At 45.8% G+C, this 26,616-nt stretch carries 30 protein-coding genes and 1 other annotated feature; of the genes, 18 read left to right on the top strand and 12 right to left on the bottom strand.

The window, feature by feature from the left end; translation table 11 throughout:
- Positions 1-40 precede the first annotated feature (40 nt).
- A complete protein-coding gene (locus QVE09_RS18175; protein ID WP_315937897.1) occupies positions 41-544 on the bottom strand; it encodes a DedA family protein in 504 nt (167 codons plus the stop codon).
- Between the two features lie 519 nt (positions 545-1,063).
- Here QVE09_RS18175 and QVE09_RS18170 point away from each other — a divergent pair.
- Together QVE09_RS18170 and QVE09_RS18165 are read left to right on the top strand one after the other, a co-directional pair.
- Complete coding sequence (locus tag QVE09_RS18170; protein ID WP_017692329.1) at positions 1,064-1,651, top strand: sigma-70 family RNA polymerase sigma factor; 588 nt, start codon at positions 1,064-1,066, stop codon at positions 1,649-1,651.
- Complete coding sequence (locus QVE09_RS18165) at positions 1,638-2,387, top strand: DUF3600 domain-containing protein (RefSeq protein WP_315937896.1); 750 nt, start codon at positions 1,638-1,640, stop codon at positions 2,385-2,387. The genes QVE09_RS18170 and QVE09_RS18165 overlap by 14 nt, the downstream gene beginning before the upstream one ends.
- 75 nt (positions 2,388-2,462) lie before the next feature.
- Here QVE09_RS18165 and QVE09_RS18160 read toward each other — a convergent pair whose 3' ends face one another.
- Complete coding sequence (locus QVE09_RS18160; RefSeq protein WP_315937895.1) at positions 2,463-3,338, bottom strand: helix-turn-helix domain-containing protein; 876 nt, start codon at positions 3,336-3,338, stop codon at positions 2,463-2,465.
- 108 nt (positions 3,339-3,446) lie between these two features.
- Between QVE09_RS18160 and QVE09_RS18155 the strand changes: the two genes are divergently transcribed.
- Together QVE09_RS18155 and QVE09_RS18150 are read left to right on the top strand one after the other, a co-directional pair.
- A complete protein-coding gene (locus QVE09_RS18155) occupies positions 3,447-4,604 on the top strand; it encodes a Gfo/Idh/MocA family protein (RefSeq protein WP_315937894.1) in 1,158 nt (385 codons plus the stop codon).
- A gap of 157 nt (positions 4,605-4,761) precedes the next feature.
- The gene (locus QVE09_RS18150; protein WP_315937893.1) at positions 4,762-5,040 is read left to right on the top strand and encodes a helix-turn-helix domain-containing protein; all 279 of its coding nucleotides are present in this window, start codon (positions 4,762-4,764) and stop codon (positions 5,038-5,040) included.
- 211 nt (positions 5,041-5,251) lie between these two features.
- On the opposite strand, the gene QVE09_RS18145 is transcribed toward QVE09_RS18150, so the two are convergent.
- Positions 5,252-5,572 (bottom strand): winged helix-turn-helix transcriptional regulator, encoded by a 321-nt coding sequence (locus QVE09_RS18145; protein WP_036605715.1) that lies wholly within the window; start codon positions 5,570-5,572, stop codon positions 5,252-5,254.
- Positions 5,573-5,987: 415 nt separating this feature from the next.
- Here QVE09_RS18145 and zwf point away from each other — a divergent pair, with 415 nt between their 5' ends.
- The 4 genes from zwf (at position 5,988) to yunB (ending at position 10,698) form a co-directional block, all read left to right on the top strand.
- Positions 5,988-7,442, top strand: coding sequence for a glucose-6-phosphate dehydrogenase (gene zwf / locus QVE09_RS18140; protein ID WP_315937892.1), 1,455 nt, complete (start codon positions 5,988-5,990; stop codon positions 7,440-7,442).
- Between the two features lie 492 nt (positions 7,443-7,934).
- Positions 7,935-8,828, top strand: coding sequence for a phosphogluconate dehydrogenase (NAD(+)-dependent, decarboxylating) (gene gnd, locus QVE09_RS18135; RefSeq protein ID WP_062838007.1), 894 nt, complete (start codon positions 7,935-7,937; stop codon positions 8,826-8,828).
- A gap of 86 nt (positions 8,829-8,914) precedes the next feature.
- Positions 8,915-9,559 carry a fructose-6-phosphate aldolase gene (fsa, locus tag QVE09_RS18130; protein WP_036605718.1) on the top strand — a complete coding sequence of 215 codons (645 nt, stop codon included), beginning with the start codon at positions 8,915-8,917 and terminating at the stop codon, positions 9,557-9,559.
- A 260-nt stretch (positions 9,560-9,819) separates the two neighbouring features.
- Positions 9,820-10,698: a sporulation protein YunB gene (gene yunB / locus QVE09_RS18125; RefSeq protein ID WP_315937891.1), complete on the top strand. Its 879-nt coding sequence runs from the start codon at positions 9,820-9,822 to the stop codon at positions 10,696-10,698.
- Positions 10,699-10,877: 179 nt separating this feature from the next.
- On the opposite strand, the gene QVE09_RS18120 is transcribed toward yunB, so the two are convergent.
- On the bottom strand, positions 10,878-11,948 hold the full coding sequence (locus QVE09_RS18120) for a M23 family metallopeptidase (protein WP_315937890.1): 1,071 nt from the start codon (positions 11,946-11,948) through the stop codon (positions 10,878-10,880).
- Positions 11,949-12,189: 241 nt separating this feature from the next.
- Here QVE09_RS18120 and lipA point away from each other — a divergent pair, with 241 nt between their 5' ends.
- Both lipA and QVE09_RS18110 read left to right on the top strand, forming a co-directional pair.
- Positions 12,190-13,089 carry a lipoyl synthase gene (gene lipA, locus QVE09_RS18115; protein WP_017692371.1) on the top strand — a complete coding sequence of 300 codons (900 nt, stop codon included), beginning with the start codon at positions 12,190-12,192 and terminating at the stop codon, positions 13,087-13,089.
- A gap of 14 nt (positions 13,090-13,103) precedes the next feature.
- Entirely contained in the window at positions 13,104-13,523 is a 420-nt protein-coding gene (locus tag QVE09_RS18110; protein ID WP_315937889.1) for a YutD family protein, read from the top strand.
- Positions 13,524-13,549: 26 nt separating this feature from the next.
- Here QVE09_RS18110 and QVE09_RS18105 read toward each other — a convergent pair whose 3' ends face one another.
- Both QVE09_RS18105 and ylbJ read right to left on the bottom strand, forming a co-directional pair.
- Positions 13,550-14,353 (bottom strand): NAD kinase, encoded by an 804-nt coding sequence (locus QVE09_RS18105; protein WP_036673293.1) that lies wholly within the window; start codon positions 14,351-14,353, stop codon positions 13,550-13,552.
- A 100-nt stretch (positions 14,354-14,453) separates the two neighbouring features.
- Positions 14,454-15,716, bottom strand: coding sequence for a sporulation integral membrane protein YlbJ (gene ylbJ, locus QVE09_RS18100; RefSeq protein WP_315937888.1), 1,263 nt, complete (start codon positions 15,714-15,716; stop codon positions 14,454-14,456).
- A gap of 151 nt (positions 15,717-15,867) precedes the next feature.
- On the opposite strand from ylbJ, the gene QVE09_RS18095 reads away from it, so the two are divergent.
- The 3 genes from QVE09_RS18095 to QVE09_RS18085 all read left to right on the top strand — a co-directional run bounded on the left by QVE09_RS18095 (position 15,868) and on the right by QVE09_RS18085 (position 17,429).
- Positions 15,868-16,032 carry a hypothetical protein gene (locus QVE09_RS18095; protein WP_155984997.1) on the top strand — a complete coding sequence of 55 codons (165 nt, stop codon included), beginning with the start codon at positions 15,868-15,870 and terminating at the stop codon, positions 16,030-16,032.
- A 244-nt stretch (positions 16,033-16,276) separates the two neighbouring features.
- Complete coding sequence (locus QVE09_RS18090) at positions 16,277-16,654, top strand: globin domain-containing protein (protein ID WP_036605723.1); 378 nt, start codon at positions 16,277-16,279, stop codon at positions 16,652-16,654.
- Between the two features lie 43 nt (positions 16,655-16,697).
- The gene (locus QVE09_RS18085; RefSeq protein WP_091037923.1) at positions 16,698-17,429 is read left to right on the top strand and encodes a DUF2225 domain-containing protein; all 732 of its coding nucleotides are present in this window, start codon (positions 16,698-16,700) and stop codon (positions 17,427-17,429) included.
- 12 nt (positions 17,430-17,441) lie between these two features.
- On the opposite strand, the gene QVE09_RS18080 is transcribed toward QVE09_RS18085, so the two are convergent.
- Both QVE09_RS18080 and QVE09_RS18075 read right to left on the bottom strand, forming a co-directional pair.
- A complete protein-coding gene (locus QVE09_RS18080; RefSeq protein WP_017692378.1) occupies positions 17,442-17,675 on the bottom strand; it encodes a hypothetical protein in 234 nt (77 codons plus the stop codon).
- Positions 17,672-17,842 (bottom strand): YycC family protein, encoded by a 171-nt coding sequence (locus tag QVE09_RS18075; RefSeq protein WP_017692379.1) that lies wholly within the window; start codon positions 17,840-17,842, stop codon positions 17,672-17,674. The genes QVE09_RS18080 and QVE09_RS18075 overlap by 4 nt, the downstream gene beginning before the upstream one ends.
- 341 nt (positions 17,843-18,183) lie before the next feature.
- Between QVE09_RS18075 and QVE09_RS18070 the strand changes: the two genes are divergently transcribed.
- Positions 18,184-19,983, top strand: a complete 1,800-nt coding sequence (locus QVE09_RS18070) for a M3 family oligoendopeptidase (RefSeq protein ID WP_315937887.1) — start codon at positions 18,184-18,186, stop codon at positions 19,981-19,983.
- Positions 19,984-20,271: 288 nt separating this feature from the next.
- Positions 20,272-20,682, top strand: a complete 411-nt coding sequence (locus QVE09_RS18065; protein WP_315937886.1) for an O-methyltransferase — start codon at positions 20,272-20,274, stop codon at positions 20,680-20,682.
- An 85-nt stretch (positions 20,683-20,767) separates the two neighbouring features.
- Here the strand turns inward: QVE09_RS18065 and QVE09_RS18060 are convergent, their stop codons facing one another.
- Both QVE09_RS18060 and QVE09_RS18055 read right to left on the bottom strand, forming a co-directional pair.
- Positions 20,768-21,001 (bottom strand): alpha/beta-type small acid-soluble spore protein, encoded by a 234-nt coding sequence (locus tag QVE09_RS18060; RefSeq protein ID WP_047841310.1) that lies wholly within the window; start codon positions 20,999-21,001, stop codon positions 20,768-20,770.
- A 205-nt stretch (positions 21,002-21,206) separates the two neighbouring features.
- Entirely contained in the window at positions 21,207-22,181 is a 975-nt protein-coding gene (locus QVE09_RS18055) for an aldose 1-epimerase (protein WP_315937885.1), read from the bottom strand.
- Between the two features lie 245 nt (positions 22,182-22,426).
- Positions 22,427-22,694 (top strand) — a binding site (T-box leader).
- A gap of 74 nt (positions 22,695-22,768) precedes the next feature.
- Between QVE09_RS18055 and trpS the strand changes: the two genes are divergently transcribed.
- Positions 22,769-23,761: a tryptophan--tRNA ligase gene (trpS, locus tag QVE09_RS18050; RefSeq protein ID WP_036605729.1), complete on the top strand. Its 993-nt coding sequence runs from the start codon at positions 22,769-22,771 to the stop codon at positions 23,759-23,761.
- Between the two features lie 110 nt (positions 23,762-23,871).
- Here trpS and QVE09_RS18045 read toward each other — a convergent pair whose 3' ends face one another.
- The gene (locus tag QVE09_RS18045; RefSeq protein ID WP_249912812.1) at positions 23,872-24,072 is read right to left on the bottom strand and encodes a hypothetical protein; all 201 of its coding nucleotides are present in this window, start codon (positions 24,070-24,072) and stop codon (positions 23,872-23,874) included.
- Positions 24,073-24,192: 120 nt separating this feature from the next.
- Here QVE09_RS18045 and QVE09_RS18040 point away from each other — a divergent pair, with 120 nt between their 5' ends.
- Positions 24,193-24,411: an alpha/beta-type small acid-soluble spore protein gene (locus QVE09_RS18040; RefSeq protein ID WP_024634589.1), complete on the top strand. Its 219-nt coding sequence runs from the start codon at positions 24,193-24,195 to the stop codon at positions 24,409-24,411.
- A 116-nt stretch (positions 24,412-24,527) separates the two neighbouring features.
- Here QVE09_RS18040 and QVE09_RS18035 read toward each other — a convergent pair whose 3' ends face one another.
- Entirely contained in the window at positions 24,528-25,508 is a 981-nt protein-coding gene (locus QVE09_RS18035; RefSeq protein ID WP_315937884.1) for a metal-dependent hydrolase, read from the bottom strand.
- Between the two features lie 424 nt (positions 25,509-25,932).
- Here QVE09_RS18035 and QVE09_RS18030 point away from each other — a divergent pair, with 424 nt between their 5' ends.
- Positions 25,933-26,544 carry an SCO family protein gene (locus QVE09_RS18030; protein ID WP_315937883.1) on the top strand — a complete coding sequence of 204 codons (612 nt, stop codon included), beginning with the start codon at positions 25,933-25,935 and terminating at the stop codon, positions 26,542-26,544.
- Positions 26,545-26,616: the final 72 nt, after the last annotated feature.

The following is a 26,616-nucleotide window of genomic DNA, read 5'->3' as shown; positions in this document are numbered from 1 at the left end:
GTGGTTCCTCCATATATGTGATGGTATGTTATCAAACCAGTTAGAAATGGAATAATTGCAGAGTAGATAGAATGGGACCGCCGAAGTAAGTTCCCGCTGTAAAATACGTTATGGTCCATAACAAAGTACTGGAATATGAAATGAGAGCAAATTGCCGATACTGCACGCCGCTCATTCCAATAAGTAAAGGGAGAACATATCGCACAATTGGAATGAACAAACCGATGCACATCGCCCAATGGCCACTCTTATTCAGAATCAGTTCAGCCTTGACGAAGTGTTTATGATGTTGAAATCTGTGTTTTATCTTGGTTCCAAATAACTTCCCTGCAAAATAAGCAATGGTAATGGCCGTTAATAGTCCGGATAAAATAGAGAAGTATGTGATCCATGAATTGATAACTCCTGTGTGGCTCAGAATGGCACCGCTGATAATCGTGATCTCATTTGGAATTGGAATCCCGAAAGGCCCCAATGAGAAGGCAAAATAAAAAATCAGATATCCATACTGATGAAGTAGCTCTAAGATCGTATTACTGATCATTGTTTTGCCTCCTCTCTTGTTGATATAGAAATCATAATGAAAAAAACTAAGGAATTAATGAGCATATTTCTGAAGAAAATCTAAAGAATACATAAGCAAAATCAAATAACTACGTGCAAGAGAAAAAAGCCTTGCCAACGTACCGGCAAGACCTAATCAGGTGGAACTATTCAGGAGCGGTGATCAAGTGACACGAATTTCTGAATATCAAGTAAAGTTTGTCTCGAAAAGGAACTTATAAGCGAGCACAGATTCAATACCAATATCTTTATCTGTACGGAAAAAATGAGCATAAAAGAAGAGCCGAGACGTCATAATGACGACTCAGCTCTTTTTTTAAGTCCCATGAGGACGGACTTTTTGAAATCAGATTAATTTAGGAAGTAGAACCATCTGAATTTGGCACCAGCAACAAAAAACAAAACAATCCACCCCCACTATTAGAAATATTCAATAAATAAATCGAACGAAATAATGCTGGCATGCCAATATATAGTGTAAGGAGGAGGGGGATGGATAATGAGTGAACAAGATGAGTACATAGAACTTGTAACGTTAATACGTGCGGGGCATGAAGAAGCATATGGAGAATTATATGAGAAAACAGTGACGGGGGTATATCAAACTGTGCGATTTCTCATCAAGGACAAGTCTGACGCGGAGGATGTAGTACAGGAGATTTACATTCAGGCGTATCGATCATTGGCGCGATATGATGCGGAGCGTGCTTTTCGTCCCTGGTTGATGGGGGTGACGATGCGACAGGTTCAGAGTTATCGACGCAAAAGATTGATGCAGTTTCGGTTTGGCAAGCGCATTGAAAAATCTGACGTGGGACTAGAATATGATTTTTCCACTGATCTGGTCAACAAACTGGCAAATCGTCCTTTGCTGGAACAGGTGCGCCGTTTGCCGTACAAGCTGCAGCAGGTGGTCACACTTCATTATTTGAATGAATACACGCAAGAGGAGATTGCTGGCATATTGGAGATTCCGCTTGGAACCGTAAAATCGCGTATACATGCGGCGCTGGCGAAGTTGAGACAGAAAGAAAAGATGAATCCAAGATTGCGGGGAAAGGCGGAGGATCTGCATGAAACTCGATGAACAGTTGCGAACAGCCTACCAGGAAGAGACCAAAGACTGGTCCGTTCCTGCGAGGATTAAACATAAAATGATGGATGGTATTCGAAGTGATTCACACATCAGAAGAAATCGAAAAAAATGGCTGGTCACTGGGCTATTGGCTGCTGTGCTCATTATTCCCACCGGAGCCTATGCAGGGTACACCTATCTCGCAGACGGAATATATGGTTCACAGGAGAATATCGCTGCTATGGGGGGGACAGCTGAGGATTATATGAGGTTGGAAGCAAAGCTGCAGACGGCCAAGGCCCATTTCAGCGAAGAAGAATTTGTTCAATATATGGACTTGCTGAAGCAATTAGGGCAAATGGCCGTGAATTATGCCGATTCTCAGGGCAATATTCATCCAGAGCAGTGGAGTACAGTGGAACAGGAACGATATAACCTTCTTGTAGCTGAGCTGGAACCGTTTTTCGAGAAGCTGGAAGCTGTGAGTGTAGGGTCCTCCAAAAAACTGATGGACGAGCAGCAATTTTGGACGGAACAGTTGGAACAGGCAGAGAAGACATTCACCAAGGAACAATATCGTGAGTTCAAGTCTGTCTATGAACAAATGAAAAAATACAAAGTTATGGTGATGGACAAGGATGGAAGTATCCATGAGGAACGCTTGTCAGCGGAACAGAAGGATGATTTAAGGCAGCTAGAGAGACGCCTAATTCCATATTTGAAACGGTTGGAGCTCAATGTGCGTTGAGTCGGGTGGAACTGTGAAAGAGGAGAAGAAGCGGAGAAGTGAATTCTTTCGCTTCTTTTTTTATGTTGTGATCCATTACTTCCTCCCCTGCACCTTCAGCCGATATTGATGTGGTGTAGAGCCTGTGGTAGTACGGAATACTTTGCAAAAGTAGGAGGGGCTGGTCATACCGACACGGTGACCGATTTCGGGAACGGAGAACGAGGACCGAGTGAGCAGCTCACAGGCATGACGAATGCGGGTGGCTTGAGCATAAGCAACGATGGTGGTGCCAGTCGCTTTTTTGAATATATGAGATAGATGATAGGGGGACAGATGAAGAGTGTCTGCGATATGCTCCAAACGAAAAGGCTCTTGGTAATGCTGCTCAATCCATTGCATGATGGCTTCGGCATGAGGGTGAAGAACGTTTGCACTGGACGAGAGTACATCTTCGGAGCGGCGTTGCTGCCCGTCCTGCCACAGGTAGCGAAGTTGTGCGAGCAGATCCAATAAAAAGAGGCGTGTATCCTCCTCTACTTCGTGGGGAAGCAGACCTGGATACGTATCTGCATATTGTTCCATTCGTTGAACGAGTGGGGATGTGGCAGCAAGTCGGATGGGCTGAATGGGGGATTGCTCTTCCAGCAGATCCTGTATGAAGTCGTGAGTAACGATAAATTGGGGCCAATGTGCCTTCAGTAGATCAAGTTCAACCATGAGTACATTTCGAATGAAAGGCTGCTGTCTGGATACTTGAATCTGGATGTGGTGCAATTGAAAAGGTCGAAAAATCATGAGCATACCGGGTTCAAGGGAGAAAACCTGACCTTCGGTTATCAACTGCCCATATCCTTCGTGAATATAGGTTATCTCCAGCTGCGAATGAGCATGGAACACTTCGCGAAACGTAGTGTTGGATGTACGACGACAGACCAGATTAAATTGTTCTCCCAGGAAGATGGACATCATGAATGCCTCCCTTATCATGCGCAAGATAGTTTTATTTTAGCACAAGATGAATGCATAAAAGCGCTTTATTATTGTGTATTGTGAAGGGAATAAGGGAGGTATGCAACGATGTTAAAAGTGGCGATTATCGGAGCAGGTGCAATTAGTGGAGCACATATCTCAGCATATTTGGCGTTCCCTGAGCGATGTCAGATTGTTGCTGTGGTCGATATCTACGTGGAAAAAGCACAGAAGCGAATTAATGAATATGGTCTGGAAGGTGCACAAGCTGTCACGGATTACACAGAGCTACTTGCCAAAAACATTGATCTGGTATCAGTCTGTACACCACCGTATACGCATGCTCCCATTGCGTGTGATTTCATGCAAGCAGGTGCACATGTGCTGGTCGAAAAACCGATGGCATCTTCCCTGGAGGAAGCGGATCTGATGTTGAGAGCAGCGCAAGAAAGTGGCAAGTTACTATCTGTAGTAGCACAGAATCGGTTTACGACACCGATAATGAAGCTAAAAGGTGTGCTGGACAGTAAACGGATGGGACCGATTGTACATGTGCAGGTTGATTCGTTCTGGTGGCGGGGCCACAATTATTATGATCTGTGGTGGCGCGGGACATGGGAAAAAGAAGGCGGAGGCTGTACCCTCAATCATGCGGTGCATCATATTGATGCCATGCTTTGGATGATGGGGCCTCCAGTGGAATTGCAGGCCATGATGGCAAATACGGCACATGATAATGCCGAAGTTGAGGATATATCCATGGCGATGCTTCGCTTCCAGGAAGGGGCGCTTGGCATGATTACCAGTTCCGTCGTACATCACGGAGAGGAGCAGCAGTTAATTTTTCAGGGCAAAGAAGCTCGGGTATCTGCACCATGGAAAGTGGTTGCTTCTACCGCGCGGAATAACGGATTTCCGGAACCCAATCAAGAATTGGAACACCAGATTCAGAAACTCGCTGACGAATTGCCGGATGTTACTCATGTCGGTCACGCTGGGCAAGTTGAGAATGTGTTAAATGCTATTGAGACAGGCTCTCCCCTTCTGGTGGATGGCCAAAGTGGTCGGAATACGCTTGAACTGATTGTGGGTATCTATAAGTCGGCAAGTACGGGAGAAAAGGTTGTTTTTCCACTAGGAGCGGAAGACGCGTTTTACACAAGAGAAGGAATCACGCAACATGCCGTACACTTTTATGAAAAAAAGACGACGGTGGAGAACTTCGAGGATTCAAGTATTACACTCGGGAGGAAGTTGGATTCGTAATATTTTACGTACACCCGGTGCTTCATCCATTAAACTCTCGTATTCGCTTCAAGATAATAATCTCCATAGTCATGGATTAGATCAATAAAAAGAGGGAGTAGATGAAGCGCTTTCTCAGTTAGCGGATTCACGTCATTTGAGACACTCGGAGAAGATAATGCAATGGATTGAAGAGCGTTTCAAATATGAGATCAGATTGGACCAGATGACGGCAGATGTTCACCTGTCCAAATCGTATGCTTACCGTATTTTTCATCAAGAGACAGGTAGCAGCATTACGGAATACGTCAAAGCTCGAAGGTTGAAGCAGGAATACTTACTCCTTGAGACAACATCACTTTGGGTGGAAGAGGAGGGGAAGACGCGCTGGTTTCCAAATGGACCGTATTTCATCCAGTTATTTCGCAAATCTGCCGGGTCGACCCCGCTTCAGTAACGTCAACAATTTGAACGGAGCAGTAAGCATTAATTTGAATTGTAAAAAACAGCGTTATTACGTCTCTATATTTAATTAGTATTCACCGTTCCAATTGAAAAAATCCCGGATGCGGAGTATCACTAGCCATTTGCTAAACGCGATACTCCACCTCCGGGATTGCACATCGGTAAGCTTCAAGCTAAATAAACATTAAGGATTCCTCAAGCTGTTACAGCCACTTATCAGCCCAACGTTCCACGGCGCTTAGCGCTCTCCCCAGTTCCGTTCCTTTTCGTGACAACATATATTCAGTTCGAACTGGACGTTCCGTGACCACATGGCGAACCACAAGTCCTTCTTCCTCCAATTCCTTCATTCGCTCATTTAACACACGTTTGCTCAAGTCAGGGATATAAGCGTGAATCTCACTGAAGCGTTTGGGTTCCTCCATCAATGCATGGATAATGAGGGCTACCCATTTTCGGCCAATGATCTGATAAGATTGTTCCACTTTTGTGCATATTTGCTTGGCATTCTCATCATCGCTCATGATTGTACTCCTTTGATTTAGTATTGCTTGTAATATCATTAGTATACTTATTGTAACCTACTTGTCCACAGGCCATATGTGTAAAATGTCACATACCAATTGTTCTTAATGTTACCACATAAAGCGTTATCATCAAATAAAAACCCTATAAAAACTGGAGTTCACAGGTTCGACACGATTATTGACGAATTGTGACGACAGGTGTAATATGGGTAACGTTAATTCAAATGGTTACAATTTATAACCTAAACACAGGTTGTGGAGAGAAGGAATGTTCCATGGTTGAATTCGGGTACGATATATAAACGGAGGCAAGGCGGGGAACACACCCACTTATTCCGTCTTTTGTCATGCTTGGATTTGAACATTTTGCAACATCATATACTATACTGCATAGATCACAGGAGGCACTCCAATGGATGCAATGACATTTGTCCTGTTCGGGGCAACAGGCGATTTAGCCAAACGCAAGATTTACCCTGCATTATATAACTTGTACATGGATCAGAAAATGCCGAAATCCTTCTCCGTTATCGGATTGGGACGACGTGAATTGTCGGATACGGACTTCCAGGCGAATGTTGAAAAGTCACTGCATGAATTCTCACGTCAGACGCCGGAGGAAGCATCTCAGGTTCGTGATTTCATTGGCGCTTTCCGTTATTGTTCTTTAAATAATACGAAGCTTGAAGATTACACTAAACTGTTGGAGTTGGTTCAACAGCGTGAACAAGAGCTTAACATTCCCGAAAACCGCATGTTCTACATGTCGGTGGCACCGGAATTCTTTGAGCCAATCGCATTAAACATTCAAGAAAGTGGCCTGGGTAGCACTAAAGGCTGGAAGAAACTGATTATCGAAAAACCATTCGGACATGATTTGCAATCGGCTCGTGATCTGAACGAAAAACTCAGTAATACCTTTGCGGAAGAAGAGATCTATCGCATTGACCATTTCCTTGGTAAACCGATGGTTCAAAATATTGAGACGCTCACCTATGCAAATCCGGTGATTCAGGCGTTGTGGTCTAACCGTTATATTGCCAATGTACAGATTACGGCAAGTGAGACGGTGGGTGTTGAAGAACGTGCCGCGTATTACGACCAAAGCGGTGCCCTTCGTGACATGTTCCAAAACCATATGCTTCAATTGCTGATGATGATTGGTTTGCACTTGCCAAAACGTTGCACACCGGAAGAAATTCAATTCAAAAAGCAAAAAATTGCTGAAGCACTTCGTCCGTTGACGAAAGAAAATATCGCTTCTGAAGTTGTTCGTGCGCAATATGCAGCAGGTGAGCTGCAAGGCGCTTCGGTTGTTGGATATCTGGACGAGCCTGGCATTCCAGCCGGATCTCAGAATGAGACCTATGTTGCGGCAAGACTTTGGATCGATGATCCGTTCTGGAGCGAGGTTCCATTTTACATCCGTACAGGTAAACGCCTGGCTGAGAAATCCACCAGAATCGTTGTTGAATTCAAGGCCCCACTGAAGACAGGTCATGAATCCGAAAATACAACGGAACCTAACCTGCTGACGATTGAAATTGGTCCGGGAGAAAGTATTTCCCTTCAATTAAATGCGAAGAATCCATTGAACCATGGTGAAGTGGAGCCAATGCATATGACCTTCAACTCAGGTAAACGTAACATCCCTGAAGCTTACGAGAATCTGATCTTTGACGCTATGCGTGGTGATTCCACCTTCTTCGCTCACTGGAACGAAGTGGAGCTGGCATGGCAATGGGTACAACCGATTCAGGAAGCATTCGAAGCGGGCAGCGTGCCACTGGATACGTACAGTGCAGGTTCGCATGGACCAGAGTCAGCAGATCGCCTGACAGCAAAAGACGGCTACCGTTGGTGGTAAGTGAAACGAAAGAGTGAGCATAAGAGAACACAATAGTAAAAACAACAAATCCAAACAACACTTTCCAAGTCAACAGGATATAGAACAAAATGTTTTATTCCCCTAGAGCTTGTAGTCGGAAGCGAGTTGGATTGAAGGTGCAAATTGCTGATATAACACAGTATCTTTTACAAATTATACCGTTCCAATTTTGCATAAGCCCTTCCGGTTATGTGGCCGGGAGGCCGTGAAAATTTTTGATATAGATTAGCGGTTCAGTTTTAAAACGGGTTGGCTTGAACGCTGAGAATGTAGTGTAGGGGACGAAATCGATTCTGTAGAAGCAAAGCGTTCGCCTTTATCCCCGGATTTTCTCCTATATAGGAGATTCAAAAAATCTGGGGATAACAGCGATCAAAAGAACGATTCGTGACCGGAACGGTTACTTCGCCAAACGTTAAATTTTGAACGCACATGAAATTTAAACATTGTTCATAACAGGAGGATTTTGAAATGAAACTTGGACTTGTCGGATTAGGAAAAATGGGATTGAACCTGGGTAGAAACCTGATTGATCACAAACACGAAGTGGTTGCTTTTGACCTGAACGCTGAAGCAGTAAATGAAATGAAAGAATACGGCGCTGAAGGCGTATCTTCTTACGCAGAGATGGTGGCTTCGCTCGAATCCCCACGTGTATTGTGGATCATGGTCCCTCACAACGTAGTAGATGCTGTACTGGCTGAAGTTAGCCCATTGTTGTCCAAGGGTGACATCATTATTGAAGCGGGTAACTCCCACTACAAAGAATCCATCCGTCGCTACGAAGAGATGAAAACTAAAGGCATTCACTACATGGATGCAGGTACATCTGGCGGTATGGAAGGCGCACGTAATGGAGCATGTTATATGATCGGTGGAGACCCTGAAGCTTGGGCAATCGTTGAACCGGCATTCAAAGATACTTCCGTGGAGAATGGCTACCTGTATGCTGGTAAAGCGGGCAGCGGTCACTTCCTCAAAATGGTTCACAATGGTATCGAGTACGGTATGATGGCATCCATCGGTGAAGGTTTTGACGTATTGGAGAAAAGTGGATTTGATTTCGACTTCGAACAAGTGGCTCGTGTATGGAATAACGGTTCCGTTATCCGCTCTTGGTTGATGGAGCTGACAGAACGTGCCTTCTCCAAAGATGCAAACCTCGATGAAATTAAAGGCGTAATGCACTCTTCCGGTGAAGGACGTTGGACGGTAGAAACGGCATTTGACCTTCAAACCGCTACACCGGTTATCGCTTTGTCCTTGCTGATGCGTTATCGTTCCCTGGAAACAGACACATTCACAGGTAAAGTGGTAGCAGCATTGCGTAATGAATTTGGCGGTCACGCTGTAGAGAAAAATTAATTTTATATATAACTGTTAACATATGATGAACATCGGGTAATGACTTATATCGTGTTTACGAATTCATCAAGTGGAGGTAACATATCATGAAATTTTTCTTGGATACAGGGAATGTGGAAGAAATCAAACGGATCGAACGTCTGGGTCTGGTGGATGGAGTCACGACTAACCCGTCTTTGATTGCCAAAGAAGGTCGCGTATTTAAAGAAGTCATTCAGGAGATCTGTGGCGTCGTTAAAGGCCCGGTCAGCGCTGAAGTTATCGGTCTCAAAGCCGAGGATATGTTGAAGGAAGCTTATGAAATTGCAGAATGGGCACCGAATGTAGTCATTAAATTGCCGATGACCGAAGATGGGTTATACGCTTGTCATGAGTTGACGCAAAAAGGGATCAAAACCAATGTCACGCTGATTTTCTCCGCAGCACAGGGCCTGATGGCGGCGAAAGCCGGTGCAACCTACATCAGTCCATTCGTTGGTCGCTTGGATGATATTGCGGTGGATGGTATGAAATTGATTCGTGATCTGCGTCTTATTCTGGACATGTATGATCTGCCTTCCGAGATTATCGCAGCAAGCATTCGCAATATCAAACATGTAGAGGATGCAGCCCTTTCCGGTGCACATATTGCCACCATTCCGGGTTCGCTTCTGCCGACACTTTGGAAACACCCACTGACGGACAGCGGGATTGAACGTTTCCTGAAAGACTGGGAATCTGTTCCGAAATAATAGGATAGACATGGCCTGAATCTTTGGGTGGTCTGAACATAAAGCCTTTCGCCTTGCAGAGTAATCTGCGGGCGAAAGGTTTTTTTATCTCTGTTTACGTATTTCCGATTTCCATTAGGTCAGCGATGAGGAGTACTTGTCTCTTTCATGTTGTTGTTACTTTCTATCCAGTGTCCACGTACTGTCCTTCTTTTTCGGGACAACGGTGCATAAGGTTAACATATAGCCTATAGCTCATCCCGCAGGGGAGGGACACTTCGATGATGAGAAGAAAATGGCGAAGCCGGAGACGCCGTAAACCGCCAAGTGGCAAGCGCAAAATGTGGTTGATCATTTTATTGGTCACCGCGTTTTGTTTGATGCAGGGCTTTGCTTATGTGGATAAGAAAATGAAGCCCCCCATCATGCACTTGGCCAAGATCAGAGTGAAGCAGATTGCGACCGAAGCGATCAACAAGGCGATTACAGCACAGGTTGCAGATGGCAAAACCAACGAAGGGCTGATTGACTGGAAAACGGATACCGCCGGGAAAGTGTCCGGTTTCATGCTGAACTACAATGAGCATATGCGAATCACCGCAAGTACAATGAATATTGTGCAATCCACGCTGCAGAATGTACACATGTTAAAAGAAAAAATCCCGCTGGGCCAGGCGCTGGGCAGTCCGGTGTTGGCTTCATTTGGCCCGAGTATACCGGTCCGTATTGAGCCCCAAGGCGCTGTCAAAGTGGACCTGAACACCCGTCAGCAAAATGCGGGAATTAACATGATTTTGGTGGAAGTGTACATTCACATTATTGCTGAGGTCGCAGTCGTGGTGCCCTTCGACATGGAGCCTGAAACGGTTGATACGGAAATCCCGATTTCCTACCTTCTGGTTGTTGGGGATGTGCCAATGTATTATTACGATAATCAGGGCAAGCCAGTGGGCAGTAACGGCAGTAATGCCCCAGCTATTGCGCTGCCATCAGGTCATACGGGTGTATCAAGCGGTAATGGAGTGACTACGAATCCCCCTAACCAGAACCAGCAACAGACGCCGTCAGACCATTTGCAAGGGAATGAACTTGAAATTGAGCCGGATGATCTGCCTGATGTGAATGGGGGATTTCAGCCCAATAAGGACGCGCACCCATGAACCACACAAATTTGAATTGCAAAGCAAAGAAAGGGGCCTCTATTAAAGAGGTCCCTTTTTCGCTTTGCTTATCGTACTCTGAGCCGAAGAGAATCGACTTAATCCCGCCAATTTACAGGTTTGGGTCAAGACATGAGGTGTACTCCAAATTGCTTCCACGTACGGAACATATCCTCGTCTCACTTGCTTTTCTTGTTCTTCTGTTTGCGTTCATCCTGTTCCCAATGTTTCAGTAGTGGATAAGGATCGAAAGACCATTCGTGCAGTCCGCTGTCCCGGTAGATCCCATAGTGCAGATGTGGAGGGAATTTGCCCTGCGTGCCCGGTTTACCGTAACCCGAACTGCCTACCCAACCTACGACCTGACCGGGGATAACAACTTCACCGATGCGTGCACTTTTGTCAAAACCCGATAGGTGGGCGTAGTAATGATAATGGTTGTTCAAATCCCGGATACCGATGCGCCAGCCGCCAAACGGGTTCCAGCCTTTGATTTCCACGACCCCATAACAGGTGCTGCGCACAGGCAGGCCATGCGGAGCGAAGATATCCGTTCCCTCATGAATGCGATAACCGCCCCAGCTTCGTTTCGTCCCCCAGGTACTGCGATAGGAGTAGTTGGTTCCGAGCGGGACCGGAAAGGCATGTCCGAATAGATCCAGATTGTCAAAATGCTCATATAACTTCGCGAATTGCTGTATCCGTTGCACAGCACGGGAGTTGTGATAATATTCCCACAAGGCAATGTTGAAGTCCTCTTGCTTGTTTCCGTAACCTTGAATAACAGAAGCCATGCTGTACAGCACATCCTGATCATTGTTGGCATCCGCTATACCGTCTCCTGAACCATCACGTCCATATCCTTTGAAAAAAAGAATGGATTCCGGATGTTGATCCGTCTCATCGGGATTTAGCCATCCTCTCCAGGCCGGAGGGGTCATGAAGATACCCGTAAGCCGCTCCGGATGCTTGCGATCCTTCGGGTGTGCACGGGTAATCGTTCGTTCATACTGATCAATGGCGGCAAGCCTGTACCAGGGAATCTGGGTCATCTGACCGATGGTTTCATATAAATGGCGACGTGCAGCGAAAATTTCTGCAGGTTTTAACTCGGCAGCCTGTGGTTTGGGAGCGGCCTGGGCGGGTTCACTGTAAACTTCTACAGGCAAGAATGGGAGAAGCAGAGTGCCTGCAAGTAATGTTTTGATCCAAAAGCGGTACGTGTGCCTGAAGGTCAAGCGTTGTTGCACTGGGAAGCAGCCCCTTTCCATTAGAATGATACAAGGTACCCGATGAACCAAGCTAAAGGTTAGCGTTCTTCAAAAGTTCTCATTTTATCCATGTAAGCTCTTGGGGGGGAATCGAATTATACAAATTGTCCATATCGGGCATGAATGCACAAGATGTGACAAATGGGGGTTTTTCCAGCGCTTTCATGGTATAATATGTTCCGAGCAACAGCCTAACTTCAGTAGAAAGAAGGTTTATGCATTGGCTAAACGTGTTAAAGAACCGAAGCCGGATTGGATTCGGATCAAATTGACAACCGGCGATAACTATCAGGAAATGAAAACGATGATGCGTTCCAAAACGCTGCATACGGTATGTGAGGAAGCGCGGTGTCCGAATATTTATGAATGCTGGGCCAATCGAACGGCCACTTTTATGATTTTGGGCGATATTTGCACAAGGGCATGCCGTTTTTGCGCGGTGAATACAGGCTTGCCAACGGAGCTTGATTTGCAGGAACCAGAACGTGTGGCGGAAGCAGCAGAGCAGATGAATCTGCAACACTGCGTAATTACAAGTGTAGCTCGTGATGATCTGAAGGATGGGGGAGCTACGATTTTTGCGGAGACGGTGAAGGCCGTACGGCGGCGGTTGCCATTGTGCAGCGTTGAAGTACTTATTCCAGACTTTCTGGGCGATCGGGAATCTTTGCAGATTGTAATGGATGCCAAACCGGATATACTGAATCACAATATTGAGACGGTTGAGCGGTTGTCAGACAAAGTGCGTGCCAAGGCAAAATATAAACGTTCACTGGAATTGCTTGCTCGTGCCAAAGAAATGCAACCTAACATCCCTACGAAATCAAGCATTATGCTTGGTGTAGGTGAGGAATATAATGAAATTTTATCAACAATGGATGATCTTCGTGCGGTGAACTGCGATATTATGACGATAGGTCAATATTTGCAGCCATCGGAGAAACATCTGTATGTTGAAAAGTATTATCCGCCAGAGGAGTTTGCTGCATTGAAACAGGAAGGATTGAAACGTGGGTTCAGCCACGTCGAATCCGGCCCGATGGTACGCAGCTCCTACCATGCGCATGAACAGGTGAAATCGGCTACCAAACATGCTGAACAGGCGGCAACACACGCGTGATGGAGGATACCCGATTGGAAGAAGAAAAAATCACAGAACAGATTCAGGAACAACTTCAGGAGCAGATCCAGGAGCCGGTTCAGGAATCGGTTGTTGAATCGCTTGAGGAAAAGCCCAAAGAACCGGTCATTGTACAGATCGGCGGCAAAAATTATGAAATCGTCCAGAACCACAAAGAAGGCTGGAATCCAGAGGTCTTCCGTGATCGTTACAGTGAAGTGCTGGAGCGGTATGATTATATTATCGGGGACTGGGGTTATAGCCAGTTGAGGTTAAAAGGTTTTTACCGTGATAACCATCCAAAAGCGACGAAGGATTCCACGATCGCCAGTATGGTGGATTATATCAATGAATATTGTAACTTTGGCTGTGCGTACTTTGTGCTTCAGAAGAGCAAGGATCAGCCTCAAGTCAAAGCAAAAAGCGGTTCCTGAGAAGGACCGCTTTTTGGTGTGTTTATTTAGTCAAGAAATGCCGTACGAACCCGGTTCCAGAATGGATAAGGACGGAAACGCGCGAAACTGACCTTGTGACTGGATACCTGACAACGGACGGATATCAGATCCTCCACCATCACGTTCACATGATCAATGGTCATCAGTAATCGCTGATCCTTGCGGGAGAAAATATCACAATGATGATGCTTGGGCAAAATAACTGGTGAACCAAGTGTCCGATAGACCCGGTTATTAATCGATGCAATCTCAGCAATCTGAATGGCCTCGATGGTCGGATGAACCATGGCACCGCCAAGGGCCTTGTTGTACGCCGTGCTGCCTGATGGCGTGGACACACAGATTCCATCCCCACGGAACATCTCAAATGTCACATCGTTAATATCGACTTGGGCCACGACGGTACCGTCTACACCTTTTAACGTAAATTCATTAAGGGCGATGTAAGAGGAATTCCCCGACTTTTTCCGAATCTCAAGCTCCAATAGCGGGTATTGTACAATGCGTGGTTTGAGACGCTCCGGATCTCCTTTGCCACTCATCAGCCTGACTAATTCCCGTAATTCTTCCTTCTTCCAATCGGCGTAAAAGCCGAGATGGCCTGTATGAACCCCAACAAAAGCAATATCCGGAATACGGTCGATGAAATTGTGAAATGCCTGTAGCATCGTACCATCGCCCCCGATGGAGATAACAATCTCCGGCGATTCTGCATCCAGCTTGAACCCTTCTTCCTTCGCCAGCGCATGAAATTGCTGACTGAGATCAATCGATAACTGGTCTCCGCGGTCTTGAACATAATATCTCAAGATGAAAGCTCCTTTGTGGTCATTATACTACCGATGATAATCAATTCCGCGGAAGAACACAACGTTTGGGCGCATATTCCGTTAAATATAGATGAATCATTCACTTATTATTGGCATGTCGTCTAGGATTGAGAATGGAACTTAATACCGCAAGGAATAACAACAACACGATGAGGCTTACAAAAACAATCATTCCGGACAAGAAGATCAGTCCCCAGTCTGGTGTATACGTTGACGTTGATAAGGATGGGATGAAACCGGGCTCCATGAGAACAGGTGAAGAGGAACGCCCCATCATGGGTGTCCACAACAGCAGGACCAGCACAGGTGCGATTAGCGCATGAATCGCTCTGGCGAATAGAAATGGACCATATCTCATAGGTGTGTTGCTAAGAACACTCATAATCTGTGCATGGACGGATAATCCGCCCCAGGAGAGAACAAAGGCTGCTGCTGCGACTTTATAGACGAGTGGGATGGATGCCCCGGCACTCCCAGCCTCTTTGTTCCCCAGCGTTACTTCAAATAGCCCACCGACCAAGCTAGGAGATAAGGATGGAGGAAGCCCGCTATGTCGAAGCAATTGCTCGGTTATCCCGTATAATCCGCCAAGCCAACCGGTCTGTACAAGCAACTCCATCATGACCGAGAAGAATACAACCAGCCCTCCTACGATAATAATAAGGCGAAGGGATGAGGAGACTGCCTGGCGCAGCAGTTCACCGAATGCCCGTCCGTCAGCCTTTCTTGCTTCATGCATTGCATAGATGGCCCGGACCAGTCTGTTTCTAGGTATCTCCTCCGATGGAGATGCAGAAGAGATGTCTGGCTGTGAGCCTTTTGCTGTACCCCCGTGAAAACGCATGAGCATACCCACCAGAAAAGCTGCAGCGTAATGGCTCGCAACCAATACTGGAGCAATGGCGACATTATGGAAGAACCCAACCGATACCGCTCCAATCATGAAGATCGGATCGGATGATGTTGTGAAGGCAACGAGCCGTTCTCCTTCTTCCCGGGTAACCAGCTTTTGTTCCCATAACTGCGCGGTCAGTTTCGCCCCTGTAGGATAACCGGATGCACAGCTCACGGCAAATACAAAACCACCGCTTCCGGGAACACGAAACAATGGACGCATCAATGGATTCAGCAAGGTACCTAGAAAATGAACAATGCCAAAGCCGAGCAGCAGCTCGGACAGCACCAAAAAAGGAAAAAGGGAGGGAAACAATACGTCCCACCAGATGGACAGTCCGCGTACACCTGCATGCCAGGTTTCCGCTGGATACAAGACCATTAACACACAAAGGATCAGGAGAGCGAGTGTGACCAGGACATGGGTGAGTCGTTGTGAAGCAGCCATGAATTCTTCTCCTTTATTTTTGGAGTGGTCGGTGTGCGGAAGTCTGTGATGCTATTGCCATCAATATATGAAAAAAAGTGGACAAACAGTACAAAATTTACGTAGAAAGCGCTTGCAAAAGTGGCTGTGTTTTTGAGTGATGTGTGCTAAAATGAGAAAAACGCCTGAACGTCACCTAATTGTCTCCAAGGTGGAATTCAATTCGGATGGAGTGATGATCATGAGTCTTGTCACCGGAATCCTGGTCTGTGCTTTTGTATATGTGATACGTGCCTCGCTGGTACGCTCTGAGGAAGAGGACTGGCGGAGTTATTAATGGAATATCTAGTGCGCCAACCTATGCGGTTGGCGCTTTTTTTCTGTTATGTTCTGAAGAAAGTCCTATATACAGATGGCAGGTTACATGTCCTGATGATTTCATGTTATATAGGACTTTTTGGTTTTTTTTGATAGAATGGAGATAAAGGCTTATGTAGCCTGGATATTGTTACTGTTTTCACAATGTTCACGGAACGTGTAATATATGGCAAAATTCGACATCAGAAAGGGGAATCAGACGAATGAATCCCAGTTTGAGTATTTATGACAATCTTGGCGGTGAGAAAGGTGTTCGCGCATTGGTCGAGGCTTTCTATCCGATCGTTCAACAGAATGAGCAGCTGGCTCCGCTTTTCCCGGAAGATATTCAGCCGGTCATCGACAAGCAGTATATGTTTTTGTCTCAATTTTTTGGAGGACCAGGGCTGTTTTCCGAGGCGTTTGGACATCCGATGATGCGTGCCCGTCATATGCATTTTGAAGTGACGGTTGAACGGGCTGAGGCTTGGCTTGCATGTATGGATCAAGCCTTAACACAGATTGGTGTGGAGGAGCCCTTGCATTCGTTTATCCTGCAGCGTTTATCCGGGCCTGCACATCATTTTGTGAATACACCGTAGATCCGAATATGATTACAAGCGTACGGGAGAGGGATGGAAGAGATTGGAATTAGAGCCGCTATATAAGGTGAAAGTGACCTGTCATTATTGCGAAACCGAGTATGAGACCTCACGGGTAAGACCGAGTTTGAAAAGGCCATACCGGACGGATTCGGATTTTTGTGCTTACTACAAGCTGGAGAACCCAGACTTTTATGTGGTTCGCATCTGTCCGCAGTGCGGGTTTGCCTCCACGGAGAACGCAACGGAGCATTTGAATGATGCTCAGCGCAAGGCTTTTAAGGAACAGGTCGGTAACCGCTGGGTTAAACGTGATTATAGCGGAGCGCGGACACTGGACCAGGCGCTGGCTACGTATAAGCTTGCCTTGCTGTGCGCACAAGTTATTCAGGAGAAAGACCGTGTTGTCGCAGGTCTATTGCATCATATAGCTTGGTTGTATCGTTATATGGAGGACCATGCACAGGAACATCGTTTTCTTGAATTTAGCCTTGAAGCCTATGTGAAGGTGTTCGAACGTGAAGGAACGGGTGGCAATGAAGCCAAACTGTTGTATTTGCTCGGGGAATTGAACCGCAGGGTAGGACGGTTTAATGAAGCAGTGCAATGGTTCAGCAAGGTCATTCATGACAAGCGGATCACAGATGCGGCCATGATTCGTGCTTCAAGGGAACAGTGGGCCGTGCTGCGTGAACAGATGATTTCAAGTAAGTTGGAACTCCCTGAAGAGATGCTGGAAACAGACAAAGAGGCTGCGAAGCGCAGCCCCCTCTAAGTTGATCTCACATTAGTTACGGACAGGACGGCTAGATAACAAATAGTCACTGTCGTTGTCGATCACGGTCATGCTTGTATTACAGCAGGGAAAGACCAGTAATTTCTTTTTGCCTTCGCGAATGAGCACAAGCTCTTTGGGTTTGAGGGGGAGCAGCACGTTGCTTGCATGACAGTAGGGACATTGCTGTACATAGATGTCTCCCATCACAATATCGTAAGGCCAGCTGTTCTCAAACGGAATCATTCTTGTTCGCCTTCTGGTGCGGAAGGTTTGGAGGCTTCTTGTTTGGCGAGTTCCGCAATCTTCTGCATCAGGATATGTTGGGGCATGTGCATCAGGTGCTCCAAAGGTACGCCTAGGGATTCTGCTAATTTGACGGCTGTATCAGCCGATACTTGTAAAGGTTTCATACGTTTACCTCCTGAAAGTTACTCTGAATACATGTTCAAAAAGTCTGGTTTTCAGTACCGAGAAGATGGAATGAAGCTAGAAATGGAGTAGCGGAGCGTAGGCAAACTACGTGAGCAACTACATTGTTTCCAAAGGAAACAACCTTCGTAAGCATCCGCTTATTTCGGCTGAATTTCATATTCGATGCTAATGATGCCGTTAGGCATGATTCGTAATCAAAAGTGGACTTTTTGAACAACCTCTGTAGCTATTTCTCTAGTATAGAGATATGGCACGCAGAAAACCAGTTTTTTTAATTCAATCCTAACCATCCAATTTATAGAGAGAGGTGCCTTATTAAATGAAAACGCCATTACACCCCGTATGGGATCTGGAGTCCATTTTTAGTGGAGGTTCTTCCTCCGAGACATTCGCTGCGTATCTGATTGAACTGGAACAGGATGTACGTAAACTGCAACATCTGTTAAACGAAACACCTGCACCGACTTCAGCAGAAGAGACGGCTGCATTTGATCCCATTTTGGAACTGCTGCAAAGCTGTTATGTTCGTATATCGGAAGGTTCTGCGTTTGTATCCTGTCTTTCATCGCAAAACCAGAAGGATAAGAAGGCAACGCAGCTTCAGGGTGCCATCAGTTCTATTGCTGCGATGCTGAACGGTAGCAAATCGAAATTCGATAATACACTCAGTCAGACATCGGATTCGGTGTGGGACGCTTGGATTGCTCGGGAAGATATTCAGCCGCTGGCATTTGTACTGAACGAGAGTCGCAGGCTGGCTCGTGAGAAGCTGTCGCCTGAACTGGAAGGCCTTGCTCTGGATCTGGGTGTAGATGGTTACCATGGTTGGGGCAAATTCTACAACACGATTGTCAGCAAGGTGAACATTCCATTTGAGCAAGATGGGGAAACGGTGATGCTCTCGGCAGGACAGGCTGCCAACAAGCTGAGCGATAGTGATCGGAATGTACGCGAGACGGTATTCGCAAACTGGGAGCAGGCTTGGACCGATGTCGAAGATTTCTGCGCTGACACGCTGAATCACCTCGCGGGATTCCGTCTGAAGTTATATGAGAAACGTGGCTGGGATGATACCCTCAAAGAACCTCTGGCTATCAACCGGATGTCACGTCAGACATTGGATACGATGTGGGATGTGATTAATGGTGCCAAACCTGCGCTTGTTCAATATCTGGAGCGCAAGGCAGAACTGCTGGGGGTAGACAAGCTCAGTTGGAGCGACGTAGATGCACCCGTAGGTAAATCGAGTGGCAAAATCACTTACGATGAGGCAGCCATCAATATTGTTGAACAGTTTGCCAAGTTCAGTCCTAAACTTTCTTCTTTTGCAGAGATGGCTTTTGAGAAACGCTGGATCGAAGCAGAAGACCGTCCTGGCAAGCGTCCAGGCGGATTCTGTACGTCTTTGCCACTTAGCAAAGCAACCCGAATTTTCATGACCTTCTCCGGGACACCATCTAATGTGTCGACTCTTGCGCATGAACTTGGTCATGGATATCATCAACACATTATGGAAGAGTTACCTGCGTTGAATCAACGTTATGCGATGAATGTGGCTGAGACAGCGTCCACGTTTGCTGAATTGATTGTGGCAGATGCCCTGGTGCAGGCGGCAACAGATGAGCAAGAGAAGCTGGCTTTGCTGGAAGACAAGATACAGCGAAGTGTGGCTTTCTTTATGAATATCCATGCCCGGTTCCTGTTTGAGAATCGTTTCTATGAACAACGCAAAAAAGGCCTGGTCAACGCGGATGAGCTATCCAAATTAATGGTGGAGGCACAGCAGGAAGCGTTCTGTGGTGTACTTGCATCAGATCATCCTCATTTCTGGGCATCCAAACTGCATTTCTATCTGACTGGTGTGCCATTCTATAATTTCCCATACACGTTCGGGTATATGTTCAGTGCGGGAATCTATGCAAGAGCGCAGCAGGAAGGTACAGCATTTGCAGATAAATACGATGATTTGCTGCGGGATACAGGGCGTATGACGGTCGAAGAACTTGCCCAGAAACATCTGGGTACGGACCTGACACAACCGGAATTCTGGCAAAATGCTGCGGACTTGGTTATTGCCGATATTGAGCAGTTTCTGCAGATGACAGCAACCGAAAAATAGGTTGAACATAATAGGTTGAATATATATGAAAAGGCTGAAATTCCGTGTTAACAGACACGGGATTTCAGCCTTTTTTTGTACAGAATCCTCATTTTTGATTCTCGAAGATTTTGTCGTAATTAAGTGAAAAAGCTCATTTTAAGGGAGTGAAATGGCAATTAATTGTGCAAATTATAGTTAGAAATACCCAAATTTGCCGTTCTTTGTTGAATGAGCACATATGATGTCATATAATGAGTCGTAAGTCCTTGATGTATAGGACTATAAGCATATAAGGAGAGTGTTAATATGAAAATTGATGAGCTTTCATTAGCGAGACAGTTGGATCTGGTATTCAAAGAACTGGATAATGAGTTATCAGGGTTAGATTCAGGGGTGGTTTTTGTGCAAATACGAAACAACGTAATTGGGAAGTTCGGTATTCGACATAATCCGATAACCGGACGGGATGGGCAGATGGATGTGGAGGAAGGGGGATTGAACGAAACCCAAAGAACTTCTTTCCGGGCGATGGCACTGGAGACTTTGAAATTCAAACGCAATTGGACACATGGCGAAATATCGTACGACTTCACAGTAAGACAAGGTATGATTTTGGTAGATGCAACGATGGAGTCCAATTACAATATGGCAAGCTTGATGATTCGTTACCCTAGAACCAATACATACAAGGATTCGGATATGGAGTCGACCTCATAATTCGTTGCACAAGAGAAAGCGGCACTTCCGAAGAAGGCCGCTTTTACTTTTGGATTCTGCTTAGGCTCAAGCAATAATTACGAGTTTACGAACGACCCGATAATTGCTGCTCAGCGATTTGTACCAGACGTTTAGTGATGTATCCACCCAGAGAACCTGTCTCACGGGAAGTATAGTTACCGTAGTAACCATCTTGTGGAATAGTTACACCCAGCTCTTGAGCAGCTTCAATTTTCAATTGTTGCAATGCTGCAGTTGCTTGGGGAACGACCAGGTTGTTGGAGCGGCTACCGCTACCTTGGTTTTGACTTCCGTACATATGTGTCACCTCCTTATGGCTTGGTGATGTTAGTATGGTTAGAGAATAAGGAAATATACATGATATGGCGTAAGGGAAAATATGGATAACTATCAGTGCACAGGTCATATAAAAAAGCCGACCCAATGCGGGTCGGCAAGTTGTATTTGGATATCAAAATATATGGTGATGTGCGTAAAAGCAAAATAGAGGATGATCAGCTCGTTTAGTCTGTAGGAGGTATAACCTCAATACGTGTAAATAACTCAACAGGCTGTTCCGGTTCCAGGCGAATCAATCCGGTTTGTTCATCCGATAAAGCCAAATTAGGTGCATCCGGGAGCCAAGTGTACGGTTCAATGCACAAGAACTGATCGGATTCACCTTTGGTAAAGAGAACCCAATGTTTGAAAAATGCTTCATCTGCTGAATATTTCAATGTATATCCATCTTGCCTGCGTAAGTAAGCCGTAGCCGGTTCACCTTCGGTAGCTTTCAACAGGGTATCCCAGTTACGCCCCTGCAAATTGATGCCTTCGTTAAGAGCAGACCATTCACCCAGGGATTCCAGTTCACCTGTCGGTAATTGTTCTTCATTCTGTCCGTATATTCCGGAAACAGGCAGTTGCAGTGTCCAGTCCGCAGGTTTGCCGTCTAACAAAAACCATGTATGATATCCCATCCCAAAAGGAGCAGGCGTTGAGCTCAGATTGGTGACTCGCAGACGCTGGCTAAATACAGCATTTTGCAGACTGAACGTCATCTCAAGTTTCAGGGGAATCGGGAATTGAGCCATCCAATGCTCTTCATTTTCGGTCAGTAATTCGGTCGTGATTGCACAGCCGTCTTCATCTTCCTCAATGTCACTGACACACCAGGATTGGGTACGGTGGAGACCGTGAATATGGTTGTCATTCGCCGTGTTCTGATCGAACTGGTAATGAACACCTTCATAATTGAATTGTCCACGATGAATGCGCCCTGGTGGAATCAGGAGAGGAACGCCAAAATGGTACGGCTTCTGCAGATAAAAGGCAAGATCGTCTTCATCCGGACGACGGACGACATCTCTGTCCTGCACTAAATCGCGAATAGAAATAATATTATTTCCAAGACGCGGCAGCAGGGTGATTTCCAATTCACGGCTATGTAGGATATACGTGTCGTAACCATTCCATTGGCCTTTGGTCACTTGTTTCATATCGATGCTCCTTTTCCCACTTGAAATCTGTCTGCAAGCAGTCGTGATAAAGCTACTGCTGCAGGCGTGTCGTTGTGTACATGCCAGCTATTTCCTGCGCTATTTCGTATGAAGCCGGCAACAGGATAAGCAATTCCATCATAACAGATTTTGATGTCTCGGGTAAAAAAGTTCAACTCATTTTGACATTCGCGCCTGTGCGCATTAAGATGGAACTCTGAAAGCATTTATTAGAATTGAATGACATGAAATCGATGACAGGGATAAGTAGGCCGAGAGAATCCTCTTCAGAAAGCCGGTGTTTGATGCGAACCGGTGTGAGCTCTTTACTGAATGGACCCTTGAGTGTAGGTTTGAACAGGTTAAGCCAGAGATGGGCTTGCCCCACTAGAGTCTGCCGTATAATCCACGTTACGGAACAATGAAGGCATTTCTTCGGCTTGACTTGATTCAGGGTCAGGAGCAATCGAAGAAAAGCGAATAAGGGTGGCACCACGGTCTCACGTCCCTTGCGGATGTGGGGCCTTTTTGCGTTCGCAGAGAATGGCAGGAGCTTTTTATATACAATCAGGGAGGCGTTATGTGCAATGAAAACAGTACTTTCAGGTATCCAACCAAGCGGTAAGCTCACTTTGGGCAACTATATTGGTGCAATCAAAAATTTTGTAAAACTCCAGCATGACTATCAATGTCATTTCATGGTAGTTGATCTTCATGCCATCACCGTGGCTCAGGAGCCAGCAGCATTGCGTGAACAGTCGGAAGCGGTAGCTGCACTGTTTATTGCAGCAGGTATTGATCCGTCGAAATCTAACGTATTTCTGCAATCCCATGTACCACAGCACGCGGAATTGGGCTGGTTGATGACAACGCTGACCTCCATGGGTGAGCTAGAGCGCATGACTCAGTTTAAGGATAAATCATCCGGTAAAGATTCCGTTGGTGCCGGACTGTTCGTGTATCCATCATTAATGGCGGCTGATATTTTGTTATACAATGCTGACCTTGTCCCAGTAGGTGAGGATCAGAAGCAGCATCTGGAACTGACACGTGATCTGGCAGGACGTTTTAACCACCGTTATGGGGAGTATTTCACCATTCCAGATCCGTATATCCCACAGGTAGGTGCGCGGGTAATGTCACTTGACGATGCTTCTTCGAAGATGAGCAAAAGCAACCCTAACGCTGGCAGCTATATTGCCCTGCTGGATCCGCCGGATGTGATTCGCAAAAAAATTAGCCGTGCCACTACAGATTCGGGACGTGAAGTCGTATATGATCCGGCAAACAAACCGGAAGTCAGCAATCTGATGAGTATCTACGCGGAATGTGCAGGTATGACGCTTAAGGAAGTAGCTGAGCGTTATGAAGGCAAGATGTACGGTCCGTTCAAAAAGGAACTGGCTGAAGTGGTCGTATCTGTGATTGAACCGCTGCAACAAAGATATAATGAGATTCGTGAGTCTGGCGAATTGGCGGATGTTCTGGATACGTCAGCCCGTCGTGCAGAAGAAGTTGCTGCTCAAACGTTGGATGCAGTAAAAGAACGTATGGGATTTGTTCCGAGACGTAAACAGTAGTCCTGAACAAGATCTTCATTTCACGCAATGAATAGTTAACATGAATAAAGAGGAGCCCTATTGAAGGACTCCTCTTTATTGGTGTGTTCGTTATTGAACAATCAAACTGCTCAAGAAGTGGGCTCTGAAGCAGCCGAGCGAACTTCCTGACGTTCTTTTTTGGCTCGAATCACAAATCCCCAGCCAATGTTGGCAATGGACAGGACAAACATCAGTGCAGCAAACCAACCGGAGTAGGAGATCATAATCGCTGAAACCGTTAACAAGATAATCGAAGAGAATGCGAACCATAAGGATAAGCCTTTACTCATTGGGAAAAACCTCCATCTACAAATTTAGTAAAACTCCGTATAACCTGAAGCCTGCGAGCCATAATAATCTTGCAAGCTTGCAATTACATTACAGACACAGATTGAAGGGAGATTATAAATATGGCTCAAGGATCTCGTTCTAACAACTTGGTGGTACCTCAGGCAAATTCAGCATTGCAACAATTGAAAATGGAGGCTGCACAGGAACTGGGTGTAACTATCCCACAAGACGGTTACTATGGTAACTACACTTCCCGTGAAACAGGATCTTTGGGTGGATATATCACCAAACGTCTGGTACAAATCGCTGAGCAGTCTCTGGCTGGGTCTGGCAAATAATTCATTTTAACCAACAGCAACAAAACAGGATAAACAGAAAGCCCGGAGCGGAAACGCTCCGGGCTTTCTCGCGTATCAGTTCCTATGTCTGATTGTGCCTTGCCATGCTCACTTCGTCAAGGGCGTGCAGATAAAAGTTTTTTATCCATTTTCTCATCGCTTAACCAGCCTACATACGTATCAATCGTTTCAAAATTCCGATCCATCACAATTACAGCGACAAATGGATATTGTTTCCGGTGTCGATAACGTACATCTGCCCAGCGGACCTTGTAACCGGCAGGCAGTTCTTCAACCTCTGCCACCGCATAGGAGGTGAAATAGAGGAAGGCACTGACTTCCGGCGATTTGCGTGAAGCGGCAACGGCCGCATGAGTAGAAGACGAGGCGTGCAGACTCCATACCAGATTAGAACCATCCATTTTACCGATCACATAACTGCCGTCCTTAACTCTTTTAACCACATGCCAGCGGTTCCAGGATATCGTTGGAATGACGATGTATTTTGCCTGCTCTGGGCTGTTGTCGAGACGTCTAACTTTTCTGACCGCTTGTGCACGAGCAATCGTTCGCCATATATAATATAAACCGGTCAAACTATACAACGTAACGAAGAGCGGTGCGGGGGCGATTAGATCAAAGGCCCATAACAGGATAGCTATGACATGTGTAGTGAATAGAAACGGATCGAAAATATGAATGATGTTCCAGGCGATCCAGCGTTCCGTAAAAGGCCGGGCTGCTTGGGTTCCATAGGTGTTGAACAGATCGGTGAATACGTGAACGCCTACGGCCACAGCGGTCCAGGTGGCAACGTGTCCAATAGGGACACCAGGGAATATCAGTGCAATGACGCCGGTGATGAGCAACACCCATAACAGGAGAAATGGCAGAGAGTGTGACAAGCCCCGATGATTCCGAATGTAAAGCGAATTGCTTTTGAGACGTAACGCAGTATCGATGTCAGGGGCCTGGGAACCGGCGATCGTGCCAACCATTACCGCAGCTGCAAGCATGGGACTAGCCGCGACGACAGGATCGACATAAGCCAGACCGGCTAAACCAATCCCCATGACAAAATGTGTAGAGGTATCCATAAACGTCTCCTTTGTGTGGTGTATCGTTCTAAGGCATATTACTTCTCTATCTAGGTGATACCCATATATAGTGTATAATATCCGTCTGTCAGGATGCAAAACATCCCTAATTTCAAAGTTATGACAATAACCTGTATCATACCCAATAAATGTACGCAGTTTGTCAAACTATTTCGGCATTTCCTATGATAAACTTTATATCGGATACTGAGAGAAATTTCCTCAGAGAATACGCGGTCAGTTATGTTCCCTAAATATTTATGGGCATTGTTCATTTAAACCGTTACAATAATATAGAATCTCATAAAAAGTAGGTTTCTTTGAATACATATGTCACAGTAGATGGATGAAGTGTAACAAACGTGATTTTGGGTTCACATATGTATGCGTATTCATAAGAAAAGATACAGAAGGGACGAGGAAGATGCTGAAAAAGTACAAATGGACATGGATGCTGCTCGGGCTCGCACTGATTATGGCTGTGTATCTGATGTGGGGCACCGTATTTGCCAGTAAGGAAAAATTACCCGAGATTCGTGAAATCCAATCCTTTTCCATGGAAAATGTAGATGGCAGTACGGTATCACTGGAGGATACCCAAGGGAAAGTCCGTTTGTTCTACTTTTATTTCACCAGTTGTCCGGATGTCTGCCCGATTACGACGTTTACATTATCCCAGGTGCAGGATCTGTTGAAAGAGGACGATACCTTCGGTAAGGATGTCTCGTTTGTATCCATTTCATTCGACCCTAAAGTCGACACCAGAGAGAAGATTAAGACGTTTGCGGATCGCTTCCATGCGGATTATTCCGGATGGTACTTCTTGCGAGGGGATATGGACAAAACCAAACAGTTGGCCAAGGATTCATTCCAGATCTTGATTGAAGGGGAGAATAAGGACGATTTTGCCCATATGAATATGATTGGGTTGGTGGATGAGAACAACCAGCTGCGCAAGGTATATAATGCATTTAATACAGAGGACGTTGTGCCTGCTGTGATTGCCGAGGATATTCGGAATCTGATCAAGGAATAATCATCTAATACTTATATGGTAAAGGCTGCCTTCAGGTTGGATATCAACCCAAAGGCAGCCTTTTGGTATTTC

It is taken from the genome of Paenibacillus sp. ClWae2A (assembly GCF_032452295.1).
GTDB lineage: Bacteria > Bacillota > Bacilli > Paenibacillales > Paenibacillaceae > Paenibacillus.
Note: the sequence above shows the minus strand (reverse complement) of the source record. Positions and strands in the feature narration are given on the sequence as shown.